General features: G+C 74.3%; 23 protein-coding genes. 13 read left to right on the top strand and 10 right to left on the bottom strand.

Features of this window, described 5'->3' with window-relative positions; genetic code table 11:
• Nucleotides 1-80 precede the first annotated feature (80 nt).
• The 3 genes from mmsB to chvE form a co-directional block, all read right to left on the bottom strand.
• Nucleotides 81-1,346 carry a multiple monosaccharide ABC transporter permease gene (mmsB, locus tag Q1A09_RS21285; RefSeq protein ID WP_299959928.1) on the bottom strand — a complete coding sequence of 422 codons (1,266 nt, stop codon included), beginning with the start codon at nucleotides 1,344-1,346 and terminating at the stop codon, nucleotides 81-83.
• Entirely contained in the window at nucleotides 1,343-2,878 is a 1,536-nt protein-coding gene (gene mmsA / locus Q1A09_RS21280) for a multiple monosaccharide ABC transporter ATP-binding protein (protein ID WP_299959925.1), read from the bottom strand. Before mmsA ends, mmsB begins: the two co-directional genes overlap by 4 nt.
• 189 nt (nucleotides 2,879-3,067) lie before the next feature.
• Nucleotides 3,068-4,207, bottom strand: a complete 1,140-nt coding sequence (chvE, locus tag Q1A09_RS21275; RefSeq protein ID WP_299959922.1) for a multiple monosaccharide ABC transporter substrate-binding protein — start codon at nucleotides 4,205-4,207, stop codon at nucleotides 3,068-3,070.
• A 349-nt stretch (nucleotides 4,208-4,556) separates the two neighbouring features.
• Between chvE and Q1A09_RS21270 the strand changes: the two genes are divergently transcribed.
• Complete coding sequence (locus Q1A09_RS21270) at nucleotides 4,557-6,173, top strand: long-chain fatty acid--CoA ligase (RefSeq protein WP_299959919.1); 1,617 nt, start codon at nucleotides 4,557-4,559, stop codon at nucleotides 6,171-6,173.
• A gap of 84 nt (nucleotides 6,174-6,257) precedes the next feature.
• Here the strand turns inward: Q1A09_RS21270 and Q1A09_RS21265 are convergent, their stop codons facing one another.
• Nucleotides 6,258-6,581, bottom strand: coding sequence for a rhodanese-like domain-containing protein (locus tag Q1A09_RS21265; protein WP_299959916.1), 324 nt, complete (start codon nucleotides 6,579-6,581; stop codon nucleotides 6,258-6,260).
• Between the two features lie 92 nt (nucleotides 6,582-6,673).
• Here Q1A09_RS21265 and Q1A09_RS21260 point away from each other — a divergent pair, with 92 nt between their 5' ends.
• The 5 genes from Q1A09_RS21260 to Q1A09_RS21240 all read left to right on the top strand — a co-directional run bounded on the left by Q1A09_RS21260 (nucleotide 6,674) and on the right by Q1A09_RS21240 (nucleotide 10,797).
• A complete protein-coding gene (locus tag Q1A09_RS21260; protein ID WP_299959913.1) occupies nucleotides 6,674-7,189 on the top strand; it encodes a PH domain-containing protein in 516 nt (171 codons plus the stop codon).
• Nucleotides 7,186-8,718, top strand: a complete 1,533-nt coding sequence (locus Q1A09_RS21255) for a PH domain-containing protein (protein WP_299959911.1) — start codon at nucleotides 7,186-7,188, stop codon at nucleotides 8,716-8,718. The genes Q1A09_RS21260 and Q1A09_RS21255 overlap by 4 nt, the downstream gene beginning before the upstream one ends.
• Nucleotides 8,719-8,774: 56 nt before the next feature.
• Complete coding sequence (locus Q1A09_RS21250; protein WP_299959908.1) at nucleotides 8,775-9,080, top strand: DUF6412 domain-containing protein; 306 nt, start codon at nucleotides 8,775-8,777, stop codon at nucleotides 9,078-9,080.
• Between the two features lie 183 nt (nucleotides 9,081-9,263).
• On the top strand, nucleotides 9,264-10,118 hold the full coding sequence (yidC, locus tag Q1A09_RS21245) for a membrane protein insertase YidC (protein WP_299959905.1): 855 nt from the start codon (nucleotides 9,264-9,266) through the stop codon (nucleotides 10,116-10,118).
• A 37-nt stretch (nucleotides 10,119-10,155) separates the two neighbouring features.
• Nucleotides 10,156-10,797, top strand: coding sequence for a pentapeptide repeat-containing protein (locus Q1A09_RS21240; RefSeq protein WP_299959902.1), 642 nt, complete (start codon nucleotides 10,156-10,158; stop codon nucleotides 10,795-10,797).
• Nucleotides 10,798-10,804: 7 nt separating this feature from the next.
• On the opposite strand, the gene Q1A09_RS21235 is transcribed toward Q1A09_RS21240, so the two are convergent.
• From Q1A09_RS21235 to Q1A09_RS21225, 3 genes are all read right to left on the bottom strand, one after another.
• A complete protein-coding gene (locus Q1A09_RS21235) occupies nucleotides 10,805-12,079 on the bottom strand; it encodes a glutamate mutase L (RefSeq protein WP_299959899.1) in 1,275 nt (424 codons plus the stop codon).
• Nucleotides 12,076-13,182 (bottom strand): trans-acting enoyl reductase family protein, encoded by a 1,107-nt coding sequence (locus Q1A09_RS21230; RefSeq protein ID WP_299959896.1) that lies wholly within the window; start codon nucleotides 13,180-13,182, stop codon nucleotides 12,076-12,078. Before Q1A09_RS21230 ends, Q1A09_RS21235 begins: the two co-directional genes overlap by 4 nt.
• Before the next feature lie 106 nt (nucleotides 13,183-13,288).
• Nucleotides 13,289-13,945 carry a response regulator transcription factor gene (locus Q1A09_RS21225; protein ID WP_299959893.1) on the bottom strand — a complete coding sequence of 219 codons (657 nt, stop codon included), beginning with the start codon at nucleotides 13,943-13,945 and terminating at the stop codon, nucleotides 13,289-13,291.
• Nucleotides 13,946-14,051: 106 nt separating this feature from the next.
• Between Q1A09_RS21225 and Q1A09_RS21220 the strand changes: the two genes are divergently transcribed.
• The 3 genes from Q1A09_RS21220 (at nucleotide 14,052) to Q1A09_RS21210 (ending at nucleotide 16,219) form a co-directional block, all read left to right on the top strand.
• Nucleotides 14,052-14,768, top strand: a complete 717-nt coding sequence (locus tag Q1A09_RS21220; RefSeq protein WP_299959890.1) for a sensor histidine kinase KdpD — start codon at nucleotides 14,052-14,054, stop codon at nucleotides 14,766-14,768.
• A gap of 174 nt (nucleotides 14,769-14,942) precedes the next feature.
• Entirely contained in the window at nucleotides 14,943-15,806 is an 864-nt protein-coding gene (locus Q1A09_RS21215) for a manganese catalase family protein (protein ID WP_299959887.1), read from the top strand.
• A gap of 134 nt (nucleotides 15,807-15,940) precedes the next feature.
• A complete protein-coding gene (locus Q1A09_RS21210) occupies nucleotides 15,941-16,219 on the top strand; it encodes a hypothetical protein (RefSeq protein ID WP_299959884.1) in 279 nt (92 codons plus the stop codon).
• A gap of 88 nt (nucleotides 16,220-16,307) precedes the next feature.
• On the opposite strand, the gene Q1A09_RS21205 is transcribed toward Q1A09_RS21210, so the two are convergent.
• Entirely contained in the window at nucleotides 16,308-17,921 is a 1,614-nt protein-coding gene (locus Q1A09_RS21205; protein WP_299959880.1) for a cation acetate symporter, read from the bottom strand.
• Complete coding sequence (locus Q1A09_RS21200; protein ID WP_299959877.1) at nucleotides 17,914-18,288, bottom strand: DUF485 domain-containing protein; 375 nt, start codon at nucleotides 18,286-18,288, stop codon at nucleotides 17,914-17,916. Before Q1A09_RS21200 ends, Q1A09_RS21205 begins: the two co-directional genes overlap by 8 nt.
• A 170-nt stretch (nucleotides 18,289-18,458) precedes the next feature.
• Between Q1A09_RS21200 and Q1A09_RS21195 the strand changes: the two genes are divergently transcribed.
• Nucleotides 18,459-19,760, top strand: coding sequence for a Rieske 2Fe-2S domain-containing protein (locus tag Q1A09_RS21195; protein ID WP_299959874.1), 1,302 nt, complete (start codon nucleotides 18,459-18,461; stop codon nucleotides 19,758-19,760).
• A gap of 34 nt (nucleotides 19,761-19,794) precedes the next feature.
• Nucleotides 19,795-20,250 carry a universal stress protein gene (locus Q1A09_RS21190; protein ID WP_299959871.1) on the top strand — a complete coding sequence of 152 codons (456 nt, stop codon included), beginning with the start codon at nucleotides 19,795-19,797 and terminating at the stop codon, nucleotides 20,248-20,250.
• Nucleotides 20,251-20,342: 92 nt separating this feature from the next.
• Here Q1A09_RS21190 and Q1A09_RS21185 read toward each other — a convergent pair whose 3' ends face one another.
• Nucleotides 20,343-21,581, bottom strand: a complete 1,239-nt coding sequence (locus tag Q1A09_RS21185; RefSeq protein ID WP_299959869.1) for an MFS transporter — start codon at nucleotides 21,579-21,581, stop codon at nucleotides 20,343-20,345.
• Nucleotides 21,582-21,771: 190 nt separating this feature from the next.
• Between Q1A09_RS21185 and Q1A09_RS21180 the strand changes: the two genes are divergently transcribed.
• Nucleotides 21,772-23,481 (top strand): sensor histidine kinase, encoded by a 1,710-nt coding sequence (locus tag Q1A09_RS21180; protein WP_299959866.1) that lies wholly within the window; start codon nucleotides 21,772-21,774, stop codon nucleotides 23,479-23,481.
• On the top strand, nucleotides 23,478-24,215 hold the full coding sequence (locus tag Q1A09_RS21175; protein ID WP_299959863.1) for a response regulator transcription factor: 738 nt from the start codon (nucleotides 23,478-23,480) through the stop codon (nucleotides 24,213-24,215). The genes Q1A09_RS21180 and Q1A09_RS21175 overlap by 4 nt, the downstream gene beginning before the upstream one ends.
• Nucleotides 24,216-24,225 lie beyond the last annotated feature (10 nt).

The raw sequence follows: 24,225 nt of genomic DNA, 5'->3' as shown, positions 1-24,225 counted from the left end.
TCGGGAGGACGGCGACGATGCCGTCCTCGAGTGGGGGGCGGCCCCGATGCCGCCCCCCGACCGGTGGTCCTACGACTGCGTCAGCGGGAGGAGCCGGCGCGCCGCTTGTTGTAGACGTCGAAGGCGACGGCGAGCAGCAGCACGAGGCCCTTGACCACCGACTGGATCGACTGGTCGACGCCCATGAGCTGCATGCCGTTGCTCATGACGGCCATGATCAGGCCACCGACCATGGCGCCGACGACGGTGCCGACACCACCGGTGACGGCGGCGCCACCGATGAACGCGGCGGCGATCGCGTCGAGCTCGAACATCTCACCCGCGGCCGGCTGCGCGCCGTTGGACCGGGAGGAGTAGATGATCCCGGCCACCGCGGACAGGAAGCCCATGTTGACGAAGATCCAGAAGTTGACGGCCTTGACCTTGACGCCGGACAGCGTCGCGGCCGACAGGTTGCCGCCGATCGCGTAGACCTGGCGGCCGAAGACCGACCGCTTCGTGACGACGCTGTAGATGAGGATCAGCGCGGCCAGGATGACCAGCACGTAGGGCAGGCCACGCGCGTTGGCGAGCTGCCAGGCGAAGGCCATGACCACGAGGCCGACCGCGACGATCTTCGCCACGAAGAGCGGGAAGGACTCGACCGGCTGCTTGTAGGCCGTGCGGGCCTGCCGGGTGCGGAACTGGCTGAAGGCGTAGCCGGCGACCGCGATCCCACCGATGAGCAGGGTGAAGGCGTCGTAGCCGTTGCCGCCGATCAGCCCGTTGGAGAAGCCGCTGGCGATCTTCTGGTACTCGCTCGGGAACGGCGAGAGGGAGATGTTCTCCAGCACCTGCAGGGTCAGACCGCGGAACAGCAGCATGCCGGCGAGGGTGACGATGAAGGCGGGGATGCCGACGTAGGCGACCCAGAAGCCGTGCCACGCCCCGACCACCAGGCCGACGGCGATCGCGGCGAGCGCGCCGACCCACCAGGGCACGCCCTGCCGGATGACCAGCACCGCCGAGACGGCGCCGGTCAGCGCCACCACCGAGCCGACCGACAGGTCGATGTGGCCGGCGATGATCACGATGACCATGCCGATGGCCAGCACCAGGATGTAGGAGTACTGCAGGACGATGTTCGTGATGTTGCCGGGGCTCAGCGAGGTGCCCTCGGTCAGGATCGCGAACAGCGCGACGATCGCGACGAACGCGATGTAGATGCCGCTGGTCCGCAGGTTGCGGGAGAACAGCGAGCGGATGCCGTCGTCCTGGCCACCCGCCGCGACGGCGGGGGCCACGTCCTTGGGTGCGGTGGCCGACTGCGCTTCCGGCTCCGACGACGGAGGCACGGTCCTGGTCATGCTGCGAGCTCCTTGTCCTTGGTCATGAGCACCATCAGGTTCTCCTGCGTGGCCTCGCGCACCGGCAGCTCGCCGGTGATCTGGCCGGCCGACAGCGTGTAGATGCGGTCACAGATGCCGAGCAGCTCGGGCAGCTCGGAGGAGATCACCACGACGGCCTTACCGGCGGCGACCAGCCGGTTGATGATGGTGTAGATCTCGTACTTGGCGCCCACGTCGATGCCCCGGGTGGGCTCGTCGAGGATCAGCACGTCCGGGTCGGTGAACAGCCACTTGGACAGCACGACCTTCTGCTGGTTGCCGCCCGACAGCTTGCCGACGATCGACGAGACGCTGGGCGCCTTGATGTTCATGCTGCGCCGGCTGTCCTCGGCGACCTTGGTCTCCTCGTTGCCGTCCACCCAGCCGCGGCGGGCCAGCTTGGTCAGGCCCGCGGCGGAGACGTTGCGGCGGATGTCCTCGATGAGGTTGAGGCCGTACTTCTTGCGGTCCTCGGTCGCGTAGGCGATGCCGTTGTCGATCGCCTCGGTGACGCTGCGGGCCTTGACCTCCCGGCCGTGCATGAAGATCCGGCCGGTGACGTCCCGGCCGTAGGAGCGACCGAAGATGCTCATGGCCAGCTCGGTGCGCCCGGCGCCCATGAGGCCGGCGATGCCGATGACCTCGCCGGCGCGGACGGAGAACGAGGCGCCGTCGACGACCAGCCGGTCCTGGGTGGGGTGCTTGACCGACCAGTCCTCGATGCGGAGCACCTCCTCGCCCGGGTGCGACTCGCGCTCGGGGTAGTAGGACTCCAGGTCACGGCCGACCATCCCGCGGATGATCCGGTCCTGGGTGACCTCGCCGGCGTGCAGGCTCAGCGTCTCGACGGTCTGGCCGTCGCGGATGATCGTCACGCTGTCGGCGATCGCGGTGATCTCGTTGAGCTTGTGCGAGATCATGATCGAGGTGATGCCGCGCTCCTTGAGGCTGCGCAGCAGGCCCAGCAGGTGCTCGGAGTCGCTGTCGTTGAGCGCCGCGGTCGGCTCGTCGAGGATCAGCAGCTTGACGTCCTTGGACAGCGCCTTGGCGATCTCCACCAGCTGCTGCTTGCCGACGCCGAGCTGCCCCACCGGGGTGGTCGGGTTCTCCCGCAGGCCGACCGAGTCCAGCAGGGCCGCGGCCTCCGCATTGGCCTTGTTCCAGTCGATCAGGCCGTTGCGGCCGCGCCGCTCGTTGCCCAGGAAGATGTTCTCGGCGATCGAGAGGTAGGGCACCAGGGCGAGTTCCTGGTGGATGATCACGATGCCGGCGTGCTCGCTGTCCCGGATGCCGGAGAAGCGGCTGACCTCGCCGTCGAAGACGATCTCGCCGTCGTAGGTGCCCGCGGGGTAGACCCCGGACAGCACCTTCATCAGCGTCGACTTGCCGGCGCCGTTCTCGCCGCAGATGGCGTGGACCTCGCCACGCGCCACGGCGAGGGAGACCTCCGACAGCGCCTTGACGCCCGGGAAGGTCTTGGTGATGGAGCGCATCTCCAGGATGTTGTCCATGGGACTACGTCGTCCTCGCCCTCTCAGCGGGATGGGTGGGGGCCGACGTGTGACGGTCGGCCCCGCGTTTCCGGTTGCCCGGCTCCCCGGGCTGTCCCGGTCCTGTCCAGAGGCAGGTCCGGGAGGTGGTACCGGCCGGGCTCGGCAGCGAGTGCGCCGAGCCCGGCCGGGACTGTGGGGGGACGGACGTCAGTCCGACTGGCCCGAGGCGACCTCTTCGGCGGTCCAGTAGCCCGAGTCGATCAGGACCGGCTGGATGTCGTCCTGGTAGACCGTCTCGATCTCCAGCAGGTAGGACGGGACGACCTTGACACCGTTGTCGTACGTCTCGGTGTCGTTGGCCTCCGGCTCCTCACCCTCGAGGAAGGCCTCGGCCGCGGTGACGGCCTGCTCGGCCAGCGTGCGGGTGTCCTTGAAGATGGTGGAGCTCTGGACGCCGTCCTGGATCAGCTTGACCGAGGCGATCTCGGCGTCCTGACCGGTGATGACCGGCATCGGCTTGGCGTCGGTGCCGTAGCCGGCGTTCTGCAGGGCGGTGATGATGCCGCGCGAGATGCCGTCGTAGGGCGAGAGGACGCCGTTGACGACCGAGCCGTCGCTGTAGCTGGAGGTCAGCAGGTCCTCCATGCGACGCTGCGCCGTCTCCTGCGACCAGCGCAGCGTGGCGGCCTGCTCGATGCTCGTCTGGCCGGACTTCACGACCAGCGTGCCGTCGGTGATGTACGGCTCGAGCGTGTCGTAGGCGCCGTTGAAGAAGAACCCGGCGTTGTTGTCGTCCAGCGAGCCGGCGAACAGCTCGACGTTGAACGGCCCGGTGGCACCCGTCGCGTTGCCCTCCTCGTCGGTGACACCCAGGCCGGCCAGCAGGGCGGTGCCCTGCGCGACGCCGACCTGGTAGTTGTCGAAGCTGACGTAGAAGTCGACGTTCTCGGTGTCGCGGATCAGCCGGTCGTAGCTGATGACCGGGATGCCCTGGTCGGCGGCGTTCTGCAGCTGCGCGCTCAGCGCGGTGCCGTCGATCGCGGCGACGATCAGCAGGTCGGCGCCCTCGGTGATCATCTGGTCGATCTGCTGCGCCTGGGTCGGGATGTCGTCACCGGCGAACTGCAGGTTGACGTCGTAGCCGGCCTCCTCGAGCTGCGACTCGACGGCCTCGCCGTCGGCGATCCACCGCTCGGAGGTCTGCGTGGGCATCGCGACACCGATGGTGAGGTCACCCGGGTCGGCGTCCGCGGTGTCGTTGTTGCTGCCGGCGCCGCCGCCACCACAGGCCGTGAGGCCGAGGGCCAGTGCGGCACCGAGGGCGGTCAGCCCGAGCTTCTTGTTCACTGCCACATCTCTCCTTCGAGACATCTGCCGCCCGTTGGCGCAGGCCCGCATCTGTGCGAGCCGAGACAGTGTGAGCGCTAACAACGGGGGTGCGTCAAGCCCTGGAGGCCAAGTCGACCGTCACGGTCGCGTAACGACGCGTTCATCTGCGCCCCGCGGGGCCTCAGCGTCTGCTGGACCCCCCTCGATGGAGGTGCAACGAGGGCGGAGAGCCCCGATCCGATCACGCTGCGTGGTGGCCACTGGAAACGCTCGGTGACCACCCGACTCCTGCGGCAGCTGCGGCACGGGCGGTCCCTGCGTGGCCGAGCGGGTGGAACGTGAGCCCGGTCACTGGCACCATGCGGCCATGCGCGGGCTGATGCAGGACGTCCCCCTGACCGTCGACTCGATCTTCCGGCACGCCGAGCAGCACCACGGCGACGTCCCGATCGTCACCAACAACCCCGGCGGCAAGGTTCGCACCACGTACGCCGAGTGGGCGATGCGCACCCGACGACTGGGCGGCGTCCTGGACACGCTGGGGATCAGCGCCGACGGCCGGGTGGGCACGTTCGCCTGGAACTCCGCTCGCCACCTGGAGCTGTACTTCGCCGCCCCGTGCACCGGCCGGGTGCTGCACACCTTGAACGTGCGCCTCTTCCCCGAGCAGCTGACCTACATCGCCAACCACGCCGAGGACGAGGTCGTCTTCGTCGACCGCACCGTGCTGCCGCTGCTGTGGCCGCTGATCGACACGATGACCACCGTCCGGCACGTGGTGGTGATGGACGACGGTGGCGACGCCGAGATCCCCGACGACCCGCGGGTGCACGACTACGAGGCGCTGCTGGCCGACGCGCAGCCCGTCGACTTCGGCACCACGGACGAGAACGCCGCGGCCTCGATGTGCTACACGAGCGGCACCACCGGGAACCCGAAGGGCGTCGTCTACTCCCACCGCTCGACGGTGCTGCACACCATGGCCGTGGTCTCCCCCAACGGTTTCGGCATCGGCGTGGAGGACGTCGCGATGCCGATCGTGCCGATGTTCCACGCCAACGCCTGGGGGATCGCGCACGCGGCCCCGGCGGCGGGCGCGGCGATGGTCTTCCCCGGCGCGATGATGCAGCCCCAGGCACTGGCCGACCTGATCGTCGACGAGGGCGTCACCTTCACCGCCGGCGTCCCGACGATCTTCCAGGGCGCGCTGCCGCACCTGGCCGGGCGCCCGCACCGGCTGCGCAAGATCGGCTGCGGTGGGTCGGCGGTGCCCAAGGCGCTGTCGGAGGCCTACCGCGAGCAGGTCGGGCTGCCGCTGTACCAGGCGTGGGGCATGACCGAGACGCACCCGGTCGCCTCCGGCGGCACGCTGTCCGCGCGCTGGGCCGACGCCGACGAGGCCACCCAGGCCGACCGGCGTGCCCGGCAGGGCGTGCCGCTGTTCGGGGTGGAGGCCCGGATCGTGGAGGCGGGCACCACCGACCCGCTGCCCTGGGACGACACGGCCACCGGCGAGCTGCAGGTGCGCGGGCCGTGGTGCGCCCGCGACTACTACTCCCCCGACGCCGGCGTGGAGCTGTCCACCGAGGACGGCTGGATGAAGACCGGCGACGTGGCCGCGATGGACGAGGCCGGCAACATCCGGATCGCCGACCGCACCAAGGACCTGATCAAGTCCGGCGGCGAGTGGATCTCCTCGGTCGACCTGGAGAACGCGATCATGAGCCACCCGGCCGTCGCCGAGGCCGCGGTCGTCGCCATCCCGCACCCGAAGTGGGACGAGCGGCCGCTGGCCTGCGTCGTCCTGAAGCCCGGGGAGCAGGCCACCGAGCAGGAGATCCTCGACCACATCACGCCGCTGGTGGCCAAGTGGTGGCTCCCGGACGCGGTGGAGTTCATCGACGAGGTGCCCAAGACCAGCGTCGGCAAGTTCTCCAAGAAGGACCTGCGCACCCGCTTCGCCGAGTACCCCGTCCGCAGCTGACGACCCTGCTGGATGCCCCCGCCGCCGGCCCCGTCCAGAGGCTCGTCCCGAGCGTGCGAGGGATGAGGAGGACGGGGTCCTTCCTCAGACGACGTAGGGCGGGCGGCCGGTCTCGCTGACCATCGGCCGGCCGGCGGCGTCCCACTCGCCCATCCCGCCGCCGACGTTCACCGCGTCGTAGCCGTTCTGGTTCAGCCAGGCGGTGACCCGCGCCGAGCGGCCGCCGCTGCGGCAGGTGACGTAGAGCGGGTCGCCCTCGGGCACGTCGCCGAGCCGGGCCGGGACGTCGCCCATCGCGATGTGGGTGGCGCCGTCGATGTGCCCGGCCGCCCACTCGTCGTCCTCGCGCACGTCGAGCACGACGGCGTCGTCGGGGACCTCGGCGGCGGGCACGGTGGGGACCTGCATGGGCATCATCACGACACCCATCGTCCCACCCGCATGCCGCCACCACCGGTGGAGCGGGGTGTCCGGGCCCGCGCACTGCCAGGATGGGCGCGATGTCCGCTCCCCCACCGGCGCCCGTCCGGGAACCTGCCTGGTCGCTGTCCCGCTCGGCGATCAGCCTCTGGGTCGCCCAGGGCGTGGTGACCGCGCTCATCGAGGCGGCCGTCGTCACCGCGCTCATCGTCTTCGTGCCCGGGGACGCCGGCTGGTGGCCCACCCTGGTGCGCTGGGGCGGGCCGGCGCTGGTGCTGCTCACCGTGGTCCTGGACATCGGGGTACAGCCGCGGCTGCGGTACCGGGTGCACCGGTGGGAGGTCACCGACGAGGCGGTCTACACCCAGACCGGCTGGCTCACCCGCACCTGGACGCTGGTGCCGATCTCCCGGATCCAGACCGTCGACGTGACCCGCGGGGTGTTCCAGCAGGTGTTCGGCCTGGCCACCGTCGCGGTGCTCACCGCGTCCTCGCAGGGCACCGTCCGGATCCCGCACCTGGGCGCCGACGTGGCGCGGCGGGTCGCCGACGACCTGGCCCGGCGGGCGGAGCTGGTGCGGGACGAGGCCACGTGACCGACCCGGCCGGGGTGACCGACCCGGCGGCGGTGACCGACCCGGCAGAGGTGACCGGACGGCGTACGTCTGCCTGGGTGCTGCTGCTGCACACGATCACGTTCCGGCAGGCCCGTGGACTGGTGCCGGTGGCGCTGGCCTTCGGCGCGGCCCGCGGCCTGGACGGCGGGGTGCTCACCGTGGTCGCCCTCGTCGTCGGCGTCACCCTGCTCTCGCTGCTGTGGGCGGCGGTCACCTGGTGGCGGTTCAGCTACGCCGACACCGAGACGGCGATGGTGGTCACCCGCGGGCTGCTCTCCCGGTCGGTGCGCACCGTGCCGCTGGACCGGGTGCGCGGGGTGGAGGTGGAGGCCCCGGCCCTGCACCGGCTGTTCGGCCTGGTCCGGGTGCGGGTCGACGCGGCCGCCGGGTCGACGGGCGGCACCGAGGAGGAGCTGCTCGTCGACGGTGTGCCCCAGGCGGAGGGCGACCGGCTGCGTGCCCGGCTGCTGGCCCGCCGGGCGCGGGTCGTGGCCGGCGCCCCGGAGGCGGACGGCGACCCGGCCACCGCGCCCCCGGCCGAGGAGCCGGAGGAGGAGATCGCCCGGTTCGACCGGCGCTGGCTGCTCTACGCGCCGCTGGTCGGCAGCTACCTCGCCGTCCCGCTGGCCGCGATCGGCGCGCTGTTCCGGCTGATCGACGAGATCCCCGACCGCTTCGTGCCCGAGCTGGACCGCCCGGACCTGCCGGACGGCGCGGTCGCCGCCGCCGCGCTGGCCGTGGCGCTGCTGCTGCTGGCGCTCGGGTCGATCATCGGCAGCGCGGTGGTCAACTGGGGCTTCCGGCTGGTGCGCCGCGGCGGCTCGCTGATCGCCGTCCGCGGCCTGGTGACCCGCCGGCACACCGAGCTGGAGATCGACCGGATCCGCGGCTGCACGGTGAGCCAGGGCGTGGGCATGCGGCTGGTCGGCGCGGCCCGGGCGAGCGCGCTGGTCACCGGCCTGGGCGACGCCGCCCGCCGCGGGCAGCTGCTGCCGCTCGGACCGCACGCCGAGGCCTGGTCGCTGGCCGGCCGGCTGGTCGACGACCCGGGACCGCTGGTCGTGCACCCGCCCGCCGCCCGCCGCCGCTCCGTCGTGCGCGCCACCGCGCTGGGGCTGCTGGTGCTGCTCGCCGGTGCGGTGCTCACCGCCGTCGCCAGCAGCGACTGGTGGCCCCTGCTGGTCGCCGGTGCGGTGCTGACCGCGCTCGGCGTCCCGCTCGGGCTGGCCCGCTACGCCGCGCTCGGGCACGCCGCCGGGCCGCGCTCCTTCGCCGTCCGCTCGGGGTGGCTGGTGCGGGAGCACACCGTGCTGCAGGGCCGCGCCGTCGTCGGCTGGCAGGTGCGGCAGTCGTGGGCGCAGCGCCGCGCCGGGCTGGTCACCGTGCTGGCCTGCGTGGGCGCCGGCACCGGCGGCTACGCCGCCCGGGACATCGCCGCCGGCGAGGCGGCCGGGTTCGCCCGGACGGCGTCCGGCTCCTGGGCCGGCACGCTCACCCCGTACGGCTGAGCTGCCCGCCACGCGCGGTGCTTGCCTCCTGGGTGCCGGAGGCACAGACTCGGGCCGTGCGGGCAGAGGCGGAGGCAGCCAGGTGGAGCCTGCTGCTCGCCCTGCTGGCCAGCACCTTGCTCCTGGTGCTCCCGGTGCACGGGTCGACCGGTTCGGTCACCGCGCTCAGCACCGCCCTGGCCCTCGCGCTCGCCGCGCGCCTGCTGTCCCGCGCGCCGCTGGCCGGCCGGTCGGTCCTGCGGGTCGCCGCCTCCCCCGACGCCCCGGCCGCCGACGAGCGGTGCCGCCGCGGATCCTTCCGCCGGCAGAGCAGCCCCGACGCGCCCGGCCGGGTGCTGCCGCGCGCACCCCAGCCCGCCTGACCCCTCGGTGACCGCGCCTCCCGGCTGAGCCGTCGCGCGCACCGTCGGCCGAGGGGCTGCCGGCTCGACCACCCGATCTCCCACCGGAGCTCGGGTGCTCCCCCTCCCCTCGCGTCGCGCCCCGCCCCGGTCTCCCGGTGCGGCCGCGCAGCGACGCGCCCCGAACCGTCTCGAGGTCCCCGCATGCTCGACTGGCTCTACACCGTGATCGCCTGGGTCCTGGCGCAGTGGCACGCACTGCTCGCCACGTTCCTCGACCCGGCCGGCGGCCCCGCCTGGGTGCTGGCCATCGTCCTGCTCGTCATCACCGTCCGGCTACTGCTCTTCCCGCTGTTCACGAGGCAGGTGCGGTCGCAGCGGGCGGTGCAGGAGCTCCAGCCGCAGATCCGGGCGCTGCGGGAGCGGCACGCCGGCGACAAGGAGCGGCTCAGCCGCGAGATCCTGACGCTGCAGCAGGAGCGCGGCGTCAACCCGCTGGCCGGCTGCCTGCCGTCACTGCTGCAGGTGCCGGTCTTCCTCGCGCTGTTGCACGTGCTGCGCCGGCTCGCCCCAGGTGCGAACGGGCTCTACGGCTGGTCCTTCGAGCTCACCCAGCAGGCTGCCGGCGCCACGCTCGCCGGGGCGCCGATCTCCAGCTCGTTCACGATGCGCGAGCCGCTGCGCTCGGCCGTCCTCGACCAGGCCGGCGCCTCGGAGACCCGGGTCCAGGTGGTCGCCGTCGTGCTGATCGTGGCGATGTGCCTGACCTCCTTCCTCACCCAGAAGCTGACCCAGCGGCGGGCCGGACCGGTCGAGGGCCAGGCGGCCACGGTGCAGAAGGTGCTGCTCTACGGCATGCCGGCCGGGCTGCTGGTCACCGGCTTCTTCTTCCCGGTCGGGGTGCTCCTGTACTGGACCACGAACAACCTGTGGACCCTGGAGCAGCAGCTGTACGTCCTGCGGCAGATGCCCGCGCCAGTCGCCACCCGGAGCACACCCGCCCCCGCCCCCCGGCCGGGGGCAAGGCCGGCCCACCGGGGACGGCGGAAGGCGCGCTGACCCACCGGGGCGGACGGCGACGGGCCAGGATGGCGCCGTGCCGATCGACGCCGCCGACCTCGAGGCCCTGCTCCCCCCGCTGGACGACGCCCCCGGCCCGGAGCTGACCGGTGGCGGGACCGCGGACGGCCTGCGCTTCCCCGGGCCGGTGCTGACCGGGGACGCGACCGGCGCCCGGTTCCTGGAGTGCGTGCTCACCGACTGCGACCTGGCCGGGGTGCCGTTCGACCGGGCCCGGCTGTCCACCTGCCTGCTCACCGCGCCGCGCTCACCGGCGTGGTCGCTGGTGGACGCCACGCTGCTGGACGTCGTGGTCGACGGCGGCCGGTTCGGCGCGGTCACCGCGGCCGGTGCCGGGCTGACCCGGGTGGCCCTGACCGGGGTGAAGGTCGACTTCCTGGACCTGCGCGGGGCCACCCTGGTCGACGTCGGGCTCACCGGCTGCACCATCGGTGAGCTGGACGCCAGCGGCGCCGACCTGCGCGACCTGCGGCTGGTCGACTGCACGGTGGGCTCGCTGGTGCTCCGGCAGGCGCGCAACCGGGACGTCGACCTGCGGGGCGCGCAGATCGACCTGCTGGACGGCGTCGCCGACCTCCGCGGCTGCACGATCAGCCCGGCGCAGCTGACCGGCTGGGCCACCGGGCTGGCCGCCGAGCTGGGCATCCGGGTGGGCTGACGCCCGGTCAGCCGGTCAGCAGGCCGGCGAGCAGCCCGGCGGTCGCGTCGGGGGCGTCACCGGCGAGCAGCCCGGCGGCGGCGAGCACGTAGCGGCTGTCGACGACGACGCGGGTGCCGGCCAGCACGCCGCCGGCTCCGCCGCGGTCGGCGGCCAGCCGCGCCACCACGCCCTCGACCGCGGCCGGCTCGGCGTGGCGGAAGACGCCCCCGGAGAGCACGACCAGCCCGACGCCCCGGGCGCTCGCCCCGCCCGGGCCGTAGGCGGCCTCGGCCCGCAGGTGCCGGCGCAGCGCGACCACCGCGGCCGCCTCGCCGAGCGCCAGCGGGTCGTCCCCCGGCACGTCGAGGCCCTCGGCCCGGGCAGCCTCGCGCAGCGCGCCGGCGCTGGCCTGCACGCCGAGGTCGCCCTCCACGGTGCGCCGCCGGGCCGGCACCCCGACCGCCGAGCGCGCCAGCGAGGTCTGCTCGGCGTCCACCGCCGGGACGCAGTGCACGTCGGTGGTGGCCCCGCCGACGTCCAGCACCAGCACGCCCGGCGCCTCGGTGCCCGCCCGCAGCCCGGCCAGGGCGGCCACCCCGTCGAGGACGGCGTCCGGGGTCACCGCGCGCACCCACTCGCGCAGCCGCGGATCGGTGGACAGCCGGTCCCCGCCGATCACGTGGGTGAGGAAGACGTCGCGGATCGCCGCGCGGGCGGGCTCCGGCGCCAGCCGCCCGATGTCGGGGAGCACGTTGTCCACCGCGGTCACCGGGACGCCGCCGTTCGCGAGCAGGCCGGCCACCTCGTCCCGGACGGCGGCGTTGCCGGCCAGCACCACCGGGACGGCAGGAAGGACCCCACTGCCCCCCGGCAGCGGGACCGGGCGGGCCAGGGCGGCGGCGTTGTGCCGCAGCACCGTGGCGTCCCCGCCGTCGGTGCCGCCCACCAGCAGGACGACGTCGGGGGCGGCCTCGCCCAGCCGCTGCAGCGCGGCGTCGTCCAGCCGGCCGGCCGCCACGTGCACCACCCGGGCGCCGGCGGAGAGCGCGGCCCGGTGGCCGGCCTCGGCGCTGATCAGCTCCTCGTAGCCGACCACCGCCAGCCGCAGCCCGCCGCCGGCGCTGGAGCAGGCGCGCACCGGGGCGTCCCAGCCTGCCGTGGCCGCGAGCACCCCGGCGACGACGTCGTCCGGGGTGGTCGGGGCCTGCCGGGTGCCGACCAGCCGGCCGGTGGGCAGCTCGACCAGCGCCGCCTTGGTCCAGGTGGAACCGATGTCGACGCAGGCGACCCGCTCGCTCACGGGCGGACGACGCCGGCGGTGGCCGCGCCGGCGGTGAGCTCGCCGAGGCCAAACGCCTGCACCGGGCCGAGCGCGCCGGTGCCCCGCACCCCGCCCTCGGCGGCCCGGACCGCGCCCCAGGCGAGCAGGTCCGCGGTCATCGGGTAGGGGTCCGGGCCGAGCAGGCGCACCCGGGCCACCCGCTCCCCCGCGGCGTCGCGCACCTCGGCGACGACGTGCGTCCGGCTGGGGCCCTGCGTGGTCGGGGCGGTGGCGAACCGGCGCCCGACCAGGTCGGTGAGGCGCGTCAGGCCGGCCGGGGCACCGGGGACCCGGCCCAGCAGCGGGCCGAGCGGAGCCAGCCGGTGCGCCACCGGCGTCACCGGGCCGAACCAGTCCAGGTACACCCCGACCGTGCGCAGGGACGGCGCCAGGCCGGGCAGGGTGAGGTGCTCGGAGCCGCCCACCGACAGCCCGCGGCGGGTGCGCCCGGCGACGTCGAACCGCCAGTCGTGCGCCCCGGCGGGCTCGGTGACCAGCCGGCCGCCGGACCAGGCGTGCCCGGGTTCGAGCAGCACGCCGAGCAGGGAGACCAGCGTGCCGCGGGAGAAGCCCTGCCCCGGACCAGCGTCCCGGGAGTACCCGACGTCGACCCGGTGCGCGCGGTCCCCGGCCTCGGCCAGCGCGAGCGCACCGGCCAGCACGCCCGGTACGTAGTCGTGGCCGAACGCGGGCAGCAGGGCCGCCCCGGACAGTTCCGCCCGGGGACCGAACTCCTCGAAGACCCGGCGCAGGAACGGCGGCTCACCGGTCGAGTCGAGGTAGACCGCACCGGCGTCGGCCGCGGCGGCGACCGCTGCCTCCCCGTGGCGCAGGAACGGGCCGACGGTGGTGACCAGCACGTCCCCCCGGCCGACCAGTGCCCGGACCGAGGCCTCGTCGGTCACGTCGGCCGTCGCGGTCTCCAGCGGCCCGGCGTCCCCGCCCAGCTGCCGGGCCAGCGGCGCCAGCCGGTCCGGGTCGCGGCCGGCGAGCACCGGCCGGGCGCCGCGCGCGGTGAGCGCGGCCGCCGTCAGGCCGCCGGTGTGACCGGTGGCGCCGAGGAGGACGATCCGTGCGGGCATGAGCGGACAGTAGCGACGAGCCACCGCTGTTCTTCCGGAACCGCCCGGTCCGTGGGTGCGGGCGGGGCGCACCGGGTAGCCGGGGGGCGATGTCCCGCTCATGCCGTCAGCGCCCCGAGCCGGTCGCACCCTGCTCGAGGCCGACCCGGCCGGCCAGCGCGGCCGCCTCGACCCGGGTGGACACCCGCAGCTGGCGCAGCAGGTTGGCCACCAGCCGCTTCACGGTCCGCTCGGAGACGTGCAGCGTGGTGGCGATGTCCACGGTGCTCGTGCCGGCGGCCACCAGCTTCCACAGCCGGCGGTCGTCGGCGGACAGCTGCGCGGCGATGCCCTGGTCGGCGGTCGGCGCGGCGTCGTCCAGCAACTGGCGCAGCAGCGCCTCGGGGATCACCGACCAGCCGTCCAGGACGGCGAGCAGCGGGCGCACGAGCGCCTCCGGGCTGGTGGTCTTCGGCAGGAAGGCGCTGGCCCCGGCCCGGAGCGCCTCCAGGGCGGCGTCGGCCTCGGCCAGCCCGGACAGCGCCACGATCCGCACCATCGGCTCGGCCCGGCGGATGGCCGCGATCGCCCGGGTGCCCCCGGGCGGGGGCATGTGCAGATCCACCACCGCGACGTCGGCGTTGTGCCGGCGCACCAGCGCCGCCCCCGCCGACGCGTCCTCGGTCGTGCCCACCACCCGGACCCGGCCGCCGCTCTCCGGCGGCAGCAGCAGCGACAGCCCGCGACTGAACAGCGGGTGGTCGTCGATGACCACCACGTCCACGGGGGGACGGTGCTCAGCAGCGGCACCGACGTCGAGTCCCTCCACGTCACTCCCAGAGATCAGCTGCGCCCGGCGTGGCTGACCGACCGCAACCCCGGAGGTGCCCGTGACACTCGCTGCCGACACACGCCCCGCCACGCTGCCCGGACTGCTCACCGACCTGGCCCGGGTCGTGCGCAACCACCTGCCGCACCCCACAGCCGAGGAGGTCAGCACCGGGGACGCCCTGGTGCGCGCGCTGTGCCACGACATGCGCAGCCCGCTGGCCGCCCTGGAGTCCGTGCTCGACCGGCTGGACGGCGACGACGACCGCCGTCCCGAGCTGCTCGAGCTGGCCCGCGCCCAGGCCCAGCACCTGGCCTCCATGCTGCGCACCGCCACCGCCACCGGTGGCGCGCCGGAACGGCGCGGCGCACGGAACCTGGCCGACGTGCTGCAGGCCTCGGTGGCCGCCTCCGGGCTGCCCGGCACCCAGCTGACCGTGCGCGTCGGTGAGGACGCCGCGGACGTCGTCGTCGGCGACGCCCGGGTGCAGCGCATCCTGACCAACCTGCTGGAGAACGCCCACCGGCACGGGCAGGGCCGACCGGTGCGGCTGCGGGTCGACCGCCGCGCGGAGTGGGTGGAGTTCGCCCTCACCCAGCCCGGGGTCCCGGCCGACCGGGTGCTGGGCCACCTGAGCCGGCCGACCCCGCCGGTCGACCTGAGCGGGCTGGGGCTGTGGTCGGTGCAGCGGCAGACCCGGGAGCTGGGCGGCCGGCTGGCCTGGTGCCTGGCCGAGGACGGCGACTTCACTCTCGTGGTGCGGCTGCCCGACCGCTGATGAAGGACCCCCTTGCCCCCCACCGCTCGCAAGCTCGCGGCGGGACTCTGCGAGGGGGCCACACAGGTCGGCCCCTGCGGGCCAGCGGACGGCACGGGGGTGACACCGGGCGGGGGCATCTGTCTGGTGTCACCGCGAGGGCGGCGACAGCGACGACGTAGAGGGAGAACGCCCGTGTTCACGCACACCCACGCCCTGCAGTACGAGGCCAAGCCCGACGGTCCCGACGCCAACTTCGCCCGCCGCATGCAGGAGGTGCTCGGTGGCCAGTGGGGTGAGATGACCGTCGCCACCCAGTACCTGCTGCAGGGCTGGAACTGCCGCCTCCCCGGCAAGTACAAGGACATGCTGCTGGCCATCGGCACCGAGGAGCTCGCGCACGTCGAGATGATCGTGACGATGATCGACCGGCTGCTGGACCACCAGCCGCTCAAGCCCGACGCCGCCGACCGCACCAAGGAGGCCGCGGCCGGCTACGGGAACACCAACCCGCAGCACGCCATCGCCAACGGCGGCGGCGCGTCCTACATGGACAGCATGGGCAACCCGTGGACCGGTGCCTACGTGACCGCCAGCGGCAACCTGATGGCCGACTTCTCCTACAACGCCACCGCCGAGATGCAGGGCCGGCTGCAGGTCGCGCGCCTGTGGAACATGACCGACGACCCGGGCGTCAAGGACCTGCTCCGCTTCCTGCTCACCCGCGACCACATGCACCAGCAGCAGTGGCTGGCCGCCATGGAGGAGCTGAAGGCGGACGGCCTGGACGGCATCCCGGTGCCCGAGGCGTTCCCGCTGGAGGAGGAGCTGCCCGAGTTCGCCTACACCTTCATCGACGCCTCCGACGGCGCCGAGGCCGCCAACGGCCGCTGGGCCAACGGGCCGGCGCTGGACGGCACGGACAACACCCTCCGCGCCGCCCCGATCGCCGCCACGGCCGACGCGCCGATCCTGCCGCCGGGCGACCCGCGCCTCTACGGCACCCCGCCGGTGCCGATGCAGGGCCTGCTCCAGAAGGCCAAGGACGCCCTCAAGTGAGTCGCCGCCTCCGGTGATCCGCCACCGGGGGCACACCCGCTGCGCCGTCGCCGTGCCGGCGCCCCGGCTCCGCTGAGAAGCGGTCCTGGGACGCCGGCCCGGCGGGCGTCCGACCACCCGCTGGAGGTCCCGCCGTGCACCTGTCCACCCACGCTCCCCACCTGCACGTCCCGGCGGCCCGCCTGCCGGTCGCCACCGTGCTGCTCTCGGTGGTCTACACCGCCGCTCTGGTCGTCGCGCTCACCGCACCGGGTGAGCACGCCCTGGCCGGCCTGGTGGTGCTCACCGGCCTGGTGGTCCGCACCGTCGTGCGCCGCCGGCGCGCCGCCACCGCGCCCGTCCCGGCGACCGCCGTCGACGTACTGCCGGTCGCCGCACCGGTCGCCGCACCGGCACCCGCCGCCGCGGCCTGAGGACAGCAGCGAGGCCCGCCCCCACGGGGGACGGGCCTCGCGCCGCGTGCTGCGCCGGACCCCGACTACGGGGTCCGGCTGCCCGCCGTCAGTGCGCGACCGCCTTCTCCGCGCCGATGCCGGTCAGCGACCGGACCTCGAGCTCGGCGTACTTGTCGACGTCCGGCTTCTCCTTGGAGAGCTTGGTGCCCAGCCAGCCGAGGAAGAACGACAGCGGGATGGAGACCAGGCCCGGGTTCCGCAGCGGGAACCACGCGATGTCGAAGTTGGAGAACATCGCCGTCTCCGACCCCGACACGACCGGCGAGAAGACGATCAGGCCGATGCAGACGATCAGCCCGCCGTAGATCGACCACAGCGCGCCCTGGGTGGTGAAGTTCTTCCAGAACAGCGTGTAGAGGATCGTCGGCAGGTTGGCCGAGGCCGCCACCGCGAAGGCCAGCGCGACCAGGAAGGCGATGTTGATGCCGGCCTGCAGCGCCAGGATGCCCAGGCCGATGGAGACCGCGCCGATGACGACGGCGGTGATCCGGGCGACCCGGACCTCTGCGTTGCCCTCCACCTTGCCCTTCTTGAGCACCGAGGCGTAGACGTCGTGCGCGAAGGACGCCGACGCCGTGATCGTCAGCCCGGCCACGACCGCGAGGATCGTGGCGAAGGCGACGCCGGCGATGATGCCCAGCAGCACCGTGCCACCGAGCTCGAACGCCAGCAGCGGCGCTGCCGCGTTGACCCCGCCGGGTGCGGCGAGGATCGTCTCCGACCCCACCAGGGCGCCGGCGCCGTAGCCGATGACCAGGCTGAACAGGTAGAAGGCGCCGATCAGCCAGATGGCCCAGACGACCGACTTCCGGGCGTCCTTGGCGGTGGGCACGGTGTAGAAGCGCATCAGCACGTGCGGCAGGCCGGCGGTGCCGAGCACCAGGGCCAGCGCGAGGCTGATGAAGTCCAGCCGGGTGGCGTTCGACAGCCCGTACTGGGCACCGGGCTCCGCGACCTGCTGCCCCTCGGACGTGATCGCCCCACCGATCAGCGAGGAGAGGTTGAAGCCGTACTCGGCGAGCACCCAGATCGTCATGACCAGGGCCCCGGCGATGAGCAGCGTCGCCTTGATCATCTGCACGTAGGTGGTGCCGCGCATGCCGCCGACCAGCACGTAGAAGATCATCAGCGCGCCGACCACGACCACGACGATGGCCTCGGCCGCGGCACCGCTGACGCCCAGCAGGAGGGCGACCAGGCCACCGGCCCCGGCCATCTGGGCGAGCAGGTAGAAGAGCGAGACGAACAGCGTGGAGATGGCCGCCGCGGTGCGCACCGGCCCCTGCCGCATCCGGAACGCCAGCACGTCGGCCATGGTGAACCGGGCCGTGTTCCGCATCAGCTCTGCGACCAGCAGCAGCGCCACCAGCCAGGCGACCAGGAAGCCGATCGAGTACAGGAAGCCGTCGTAGCCGTAGATGGCGATCGCCCCGGCGATGCCCAGGAACGAGGCGGCCGACAGGTAGTCACCCGCGATGGCCAGGCCGTTCTGGGTGCCGGTGATGTTGCGGCCGGCGGCGTAGTAGTCCGCGGCGCTCTTGTTGTTCCGGCTGGCCCGGAAGGTGATGAACAGCGTCACCAGCACGAACGCACCGAAGATCGAGATGTTGATCGCCGGCTCGCCGATCGTCGCGCTCTCGGCGGCGAACACGTCAGCCACGGGTGGACTCCTCATCACGGGGGGCGGCGAACTCGTGGGCCTCGAGCCGGGTGCGCATCTCGTCGGAGATGGGGTCGGTGTTCTTGCTCGCGTGCCGCACGTAGAGCTGGGTGATCAGGAAGGTGCTGACGAACTGGCCCAGCCCCAGCAGGATCCCGAGGTTGACGTTGCCGAACACCTCGGTCGACATGAAGTCGGCCGCGTAGGTCGAGAGCAGGACGAAGAGCAGGTACCAGACGAGGAAGGCCACCGTCATCGGGACGGCGAAGCTCCGGAACCGGCGGCGCAGCTCGGTGAACTCCGGGGAGTCCTGGGCCAGCCGGTACTCCTCGGGGGTCAGCAGTTTGCGGTCGTGCGGTGGGGTCACGGGGGCACCTCACTGTGCGTTGCCTGAGGGTGATCGCGGTCACCCTAGGGTGCTGCGGCTCACAATGGGAGTGACCGTGTTCCGATAGTTACGCGCCGACTTATCGAGAGGACCCCTGGAGTCCACGTCGGTGCAACGCCGGGGAAACGGCCAGCTGGTGCACTCGGTGCATGGCCCCCTCCAGGACCGAGAGCCCGTGGACGAGCCCGCCCCGGCACCCCCGCGCGGAGGCCGGTACCGGGTGGTACCCGGTGGCCCGCTCCACCGACGTGGGGACGACGCCGCGACAGGTGGGCGCCGGCGGGCAGGCCTACGTCGTCCTGCGGCTCCGGCCCGGCGCCGAGGTGACGGCGCTGTCCGCCCGCTGCCCGCACCGGCTGGTGCCGCTCACCGCGGCCACCGTCGTCGACGGCCGGGTGGAGTGCCCGTACCACGGCTGGCAGTTCAACGCGGAGGGCCGCTGCGTGGAGATCCCGTCCCTGGGGCCGGTGGGCGCACCTCCGCCCCGGGCCGACCTGTCCACCCCGTGGGCGGTCGAGGAACGGGACGGCTGGGTCTGGCTGGCCCCCGACCCCACGCCGACGTCCCGCCCGCCGCGCGCGACCAGCCCCGTGCCGGAGCCGGTGTCCGCCCTCCCGCAGCCCGCCGGCCCGGTCCTGGACAACCTGCACCCCGCCCTCGACCGCGCCTGGCACCCGGTCGCGCTCTCCGGCGAGCTGCTCGCGGGCGGCTGGGTGCAGACCCGGCTGCTGGGCCGCACCTGGACGGTGCACCGCCGCCCCGACGGCGCCCTGGACGCCGACCCGCCCGCGTGGGCCGTGGCCGAGCGCCTGGGCGTGGTGTGGATCGCCCCGGCCGAGCCGCGCACCGAGCTGATCGACGTCCCCGAGCTGGCCGACCCGCGGACGCTGTCGGCCTGGCTGCCCCCGGTGCGCAGCGTGACCCCGGCCGGTCCGCTGGCCGACGCCTTCCTCGACGCGGCCCACCGGGCCACCGCGCCGTCACCGGAGGTCACGGTGCCGGAGCCGGCGTACGAGCGCGGCGGGTTCTCCGCGGTCCAGGAGCAGCCCGGACGCCGGCGGGTCACCCACGTCTACCGGGCACCGTTCCAGCTGCTGCGGCGGGAGGAGGACCTGCGGACGGGGGCGGTGACCACCGTGCTACGGCTGCTCCAGCCCGAGGACGCCGACTCGACCCGGGTGCACACCTGCGTGCTGCTCAGCCGCCCCGACGGCACCGCGGACGCCGACGCCCTGGCCGCCGCGGTGGCCTCCGCCGCGGCCGCGCTGGCCGAGGACCTGGCGCTGCTCCCCCGGCTGGCCGGCGGCGGGCTGCCGCTGCTCCCCCGGGACGAGCTGCACGTGCGGGCCGACCGGCTGGGCGTCGCGCTGCGCCGGACGCTGGCCGACCTCGTCGCCGACTGCGCGGCCGCCGAGCGGGCCGCAGCGCTGGAAGAACGCGCCACCGCCTGACACCGCCGCCGGCCGGGACGCGCAGGATGGGCGGATGAGCGCAGCGGGTCGGTTCGAGCGGGGCACCGACGGTCCGCGGGTCATCCTGGTCGGGGTGGACGGATCGCCGACGTCGCTGCGTGCGGCGGCCTACGCGGCCGGGCTGGCCCGCCGGCAGCGGTCCCGGCTGGTCGCCGTCTTCGTGGTGGAGCCCCCGCCGCCGATGGCCGGCTGGGTGCCCGACGCGCAGGTGGTGGCCCGGGACGCCGCGGCGCAGGTGGGCGCGGAGCTGCGCCGGGAGCTGCAGCCGGCGGCCGAGCAGCTGGGCATCGAGGTGGAGCTGCGGACGGCGCACGGCGACCCGGTGGCCGAGCTGTCCCGGATCGCCGACGAGCTGCCGGCCGACGCGGTGCTGGTCGGCGCCTCCGAGCAGGCCGGCCATCGGGTGATCGGCTCGGTGGCGGTGCGGCTGGTGCGCGTCGGCCGCTGGCCGGTCACCGTCGTCCCGTGAGGTGGCCGTGAGCATCGCAGGGAGCGCCAGCGACCGAGGAGCGGAGCGGCCACCGAACGGGACCAGCGCGATCGTCCCGTGAGTCGCGGGCTTCAGGCCGCGGTGGGCTCCTCCTCGGTGAGGGCGCTGGCCAGCAGGTCGCGGTGCGCGGCGAGCAGCCACCACAGCACCCCGGCGAGCACCAGCTCCACCGCGCCGGCCACGGCGAACACGGTGGGCACGCTCGTCGCGCCGGCCAGCAGCCCGCCGGCCAGCGCGCCCACCGGGATGCCGCCCCAGACCAGCGTCCGGTAGCCGCCCTGCACCCGACCGAACAGCGCCTCGGGGATGAGCGCCTGGCGCAGCGACATGGTGAGCACGTTCCAGAACAGCACCCCCGCCGTCCCGACCGCGAACAGCACCCCGGCCACCACCGCGTCCTCGGTGAACGCCATGGCGCCCAGGGTCAGCGCGGCCAGCACCGAGCCGGCGACCAGCGTGGCGGTGCGGCCGATCCGGGCGGCCAGCGGTGCGGCGGTCAGCCCGCCGACCACCGCGCCCACCCCGGAGGCGGTGAGCAGCAGCCCGTACCCGGCCTCGCCGATCTCCAGGGTGTCCAGGGCGTACAGCACCAGGACGCCGCTGGTCATCGCCGAGGTGAGGGCGGTGCTCGCCGAGACCAGGGTGAGGCCGCGGAGGAAGCGGTGCCGCCACAGCCAGCCCACCCCCTCGGCGACGTCCCGCCGGATGGTGGTGCGCGGCCCGTCGCCGCGGGCCGGCCGGTGGGCGCCGGCGATCCCGACCACCAGGACGGCGGCGAGCAGGAACCCGCCGGCGGTGGTGAGCAGCGGGGCGGCGACGGCCAGGGCGAACAGCACCGAGCCCAGCGGGGCGCCGATGAACCCCTGGCTGGCCTCCTCGGCGGTGGTGAGCAGCCCGTTGCCCCGGTCGAGCTGGTCGCGGCGGACCACCTGCGGCAGCATCGCCCGGGCCGCGCTGTCGTACACGGTCTCGGCGGCCCCCACCGCGAACGCGACGGCGTAGAGCACGGGCAGCGACGCCGTCCCGGTGAGGACAGAGACGGCCAGGACGGTCAGCGCCAGCGCCCGGACGCCGTTGGCCACCGCCATCGCCCGCTTGCGGTCGGTGCGGTCGACGAAGGCGCCGGCCGGCAGGGCGAACAGCAGCCAGGGTAGGAAGGCCAGCGAGGTCAGGCCGGCGACCAGCACCGGGTCGCGGGTGAGGGTCGCCGCCAGCAGCGGCAGGGCGACCCGGTTGACCCCGTCGGCGAGGTTGGAGGCGGCGCTGGCGGCATACAGCCGCCAGAACGCCGGCCCGAGCGGAGTGGCCACGGAGTGACCCTCCCACTGCCCTCCGACAACCCGCCGAGTGACAGCTCAGCGGGGTTCCCGGCCGCCGATCACCCCGCTGAGCTGTCACTCGGCGGCGCGCGGTCCCCACGCCGGCTCATCCCGGGGGCGGACACGCGGTTCACCCCGCGGGACGACGACGGGCGACACCGCGCTGCTTAGGGTCGGCAGCATGGACCAGCCGCTGCTCGAACGGGTGGCGGCCGGGCCCCGGCGGCACCCCTTCGGCGTGGACGTCGTCCTGGCCTGCCTGGTCGCGCTGGTCACGGTCCCGGTACCGGGGGTGTCCGGCTACAACGACTCGAACCCGGCGACCGTCCTGCTGGGGCTGGCGTTGTGCGCGCCGCTGGCCTGGCGGCGCCGCCGCCCGGTCCCCGCCGCTGCGGTGGTGGTCCTGGTCTGCCTGGTGCAGCTCGTGGTGCTCCCCGCCGAGCTGCTGCTCGCCGACGTCGCCGCCCCGATGATGGTCTACGCGCTGACGGTCCACGGCCCTTCGTGGGCGGGCCGGGCCGGTCTGGGCGTCGGGTTGCTCGGCGCGCTGCTGGCCGGTGCCACGTTCCTCGAGGCACCGACGTCCACCTTCGCCCTCACCACGGCGACCGTCCTCGGGGCGCTGGTCGTCGCAGCCTGGGGGCTGGGTCTGCTGCGCCGCACCCGCGTGCTGACCGCGCAGGCCCGGAGCGCCACTGCTGCCGACCAGCCACTGCTGGAGCGTGCGGCCGCATGGCTGCGGCAGCACCCCTTCGGCGTCGACGCCGTCCTCGCCGGAGCCGCGGTGCTCGTCCTGGTCAGCGCCTCCTCGGGCGTCGACTTCCCCGGGTCCGACGCTGCCGCGATGCTCCTGTCGCTGGCGCTGCTGGTGCCCCTGGCCTGGCGCCGGCGCCGACCGGTGCGGGCCGCGACGGTGGTCGTCGGCGTCAGCCTGCTCGAGCTGGTGCTCGTACCGGGCTACTTCCTCCCGGCCAACATCGCCGCCCCGGTGATGATCTACGCGCTGGCCGCCTACGCACCCCGCTGGGCCAGCCGGGCCGGGCTCGCCGCCGGGCTGGTCGGCGCCGTGCTGGCCTCGGTCGTCTACTTCGGCGCAGGCAGCTGGATCGCCTTCCTCTTCCCCGCCGGGGTGATCAGCGTGCTGGTGGTGGCCTGCTGGGCGCTGGGCGACCTGCGCCGGGCCCGGCTGCAGGAGGTGTCCGGCCTGCAGGAGCGGGCTCGGCTGCTGGAGCTCGAGCGTGAGCAGGAGATGCGGCTGGCGGCGTCCACCGAGCGGGCCCGGATCGCCCGGGAGATGCACGACGTCGTCGCCCACTCGCTGTCGGTCGTCATCGCCCAGGCCGACGGCGGCCGCTACGCCGGGCAGGTCGACCCGGCGGCCGCGACCGGGGCGCTGGAGGCCATCTCGGCGACCGGCCGCCAGGCGCTCACCGACATGCGGAAGCTGCTGGGAGTGCTCCGGGAGGGTGACGGGCAGGAGTTCGCGCCACAGCCCGACGTCGCCGCGATCGACCAGCTGGTCGCCGACGTGCGGGCCAGCGGGCTGGACGTCGACCTGGTCGTGCAGGGCAGCCCGCAGCCGATGCCGGCCGGGGCCCAGCTGGCCGCCTACCGGATCGTGCAGGAGTCGCTGACCAACGTGCTCAAGCACGCCGGCCCGGCGGGGCGCGCGTGGGTGCGGCTGCAGTGGCGCCCCGACGCCCTGGAGCTGGCCGTGCTGGACGACGGGCGTGGTGCCTCCGCGGCGATCGTGGAGTCCGACGGGCAGGGCCAGGGGCTGCTGGGCATGCGGGAGCGGGCCGAGCTGCACGGCGGCCGGCTGACCGCCGCGCCGCGACACGGCGGCGGGTTCGGCGTGCACGCCGTCCTGCCCTACCGTTCCCCCCGATGAGCAGCGACCCGACCCGCCCCGAGCCGATCGGCAGCGGGCCGATCCGCGTCGTCCTCGTCGACGACCAGCAGCTGGTGCGCGCCGGCTTCCGGATGGTCATCGACTCCCAGCCCGACCTCACCGTCGTCGGCGAGGCCGGGGACGGCGCGGCGGCCGTCGAGCTGCTGCGCCGGACGCCGGCCGACGTGGTGCTGATGGACGTGCGGATGCCCGGCACCGACGGCATCGCCGCGACCGAGCAGGTGACGGCGCTGCCCGAGCCGCCCCGGGTGGTCGTGCTGACCACCTTCGACCTGGACGAGTACGTGGTCGCCGCGATCGGCGCCGGGGCCAGCGGGTTCCTGCTCAAGGACGCCCCGCCGGAGGAGATGCTCGCCGCCGTCCGCACGGTGCACGCCGGTGACTCGGTGATCGCCGCCAGCTCCACCCGGCGGCTGCTGCAGCACGTCGCCCCGATCCTGCGCGGCGCGGGCGGCTCCGGGACGACGCAGGCCGACCCGTCGGCGTTGCTGGAGCTGACGCCCCGGGAGAAGGAGGTGCTGGTGCAGATGGCCTACGGCGCCTCCAACACCGAGATCGCCGGCCAGCTGTTCGTCAGCGAGGCGACGGTGAAGACCCACGTAGGCCGCGTGCTGGCCAAGACCGGGTCCCGGGACCGGGTGCAGGCCGTGGTGCTGGCCTACCGCACCGGCCTGGTCGCCCCCGCCGACCTCCTCCGCGACGCCCCCGCCTGACACGCCCCGC

The organism is uncultured Modestobacter sp. (genome assembly GCF_947486615.1).
Classification (GTDB): Bacteria; Actinomycetota; Actinomycetes; order Mycobacteriales; family Geodermatophilaceae; genus Modestobacter.
Note: the sequence above shows the minus strand (reverse complement) of the source record. Positions and strands in the feature narration are given on the sequence as shown.

Excerpts from the sequence above, each read along its gene's own strand:
- mmsB (WP_299959928.1), bottom strand. The coding sequence starts at position 1,346 with ATGACCAGGACCGTGCCTCCGTCGTCGGAGCCGGAAGCGCAGTCGGCC.
- mmsA (WP_299959925.1), bottom strand. The coding sequence starts at position 2,878 with ATGGACAACATCCTGGAGATGCGCTCCATCACCAAGACCTTCCCGGGC.
- Q1A09_RS21270 (WP_299959919.1), top strand. The coding sequence starts at position 4,557 with ATGCGCGGGCTGATGCAGGACGTCCCCCTGACCGTCGACTCGATCTTC.
- Q1A09_RS21265 (WP_299959916.1), bottom strand. The coding sequence starts at position 6,581 with ATGCAGGTCCCCACCGTGCCCGCCGCCGAGGTCCCCGACGACGCCGTC.
- Q1A09_RS21260 (WP_299959913.1), top strand. The coding sequence starts at position 6,674 with ATGTCCGCTCCCCCACCGGCGCCCGTCCGGGAACCTGCCTGGTCGCTG.
- yidC (WP_299959905.1), top strand. The coding sequence starts at position 9,264 with ATGCTCGACTGGCTCTACACCGTGATCGCCTGGGTCCTGGCGCAGTGG.
- Q1A09_RS21230 (WP_299959896.1), bottom strand. The coding sequence starts at position 13,182 with ATGCCCGCACGGATCGTCCTCCTCGGCGCCACCGGTCACACCGGCGGC.
- Q1A09_RS21195 (WP_299959874.1), top strand. The coding sequence starts at position 18,459 with ATGGCCCCCTCCAGGACCGAGAGCCCGTGGACGAGCCCGCCCCGGCAC.
- Q1A09_RS21190 (WP_299959871.1), top strand. The coding sequence starts at position 19,795 with ATGAGCGCAGCGGGTCGGTTCGAGCGGGGCACCGACGGTCCGCGGGTC.
- Q1A09_RS21180 (WP_299959866.1), top strand. The coding sequence starts at position 21,772 with ATGGACCAGCCGCTGCTCGAACGGGTGGCGGCCGGGCCCCGGCGGCAC.
- Q1A09_RS21175 (WP_299959863.1), top strand. The coding sequence starts at position 23,478 with ATGAGCAGCGACCCGACCCGCCCCGAGCCGATCGGCAGCGGGCCGATC.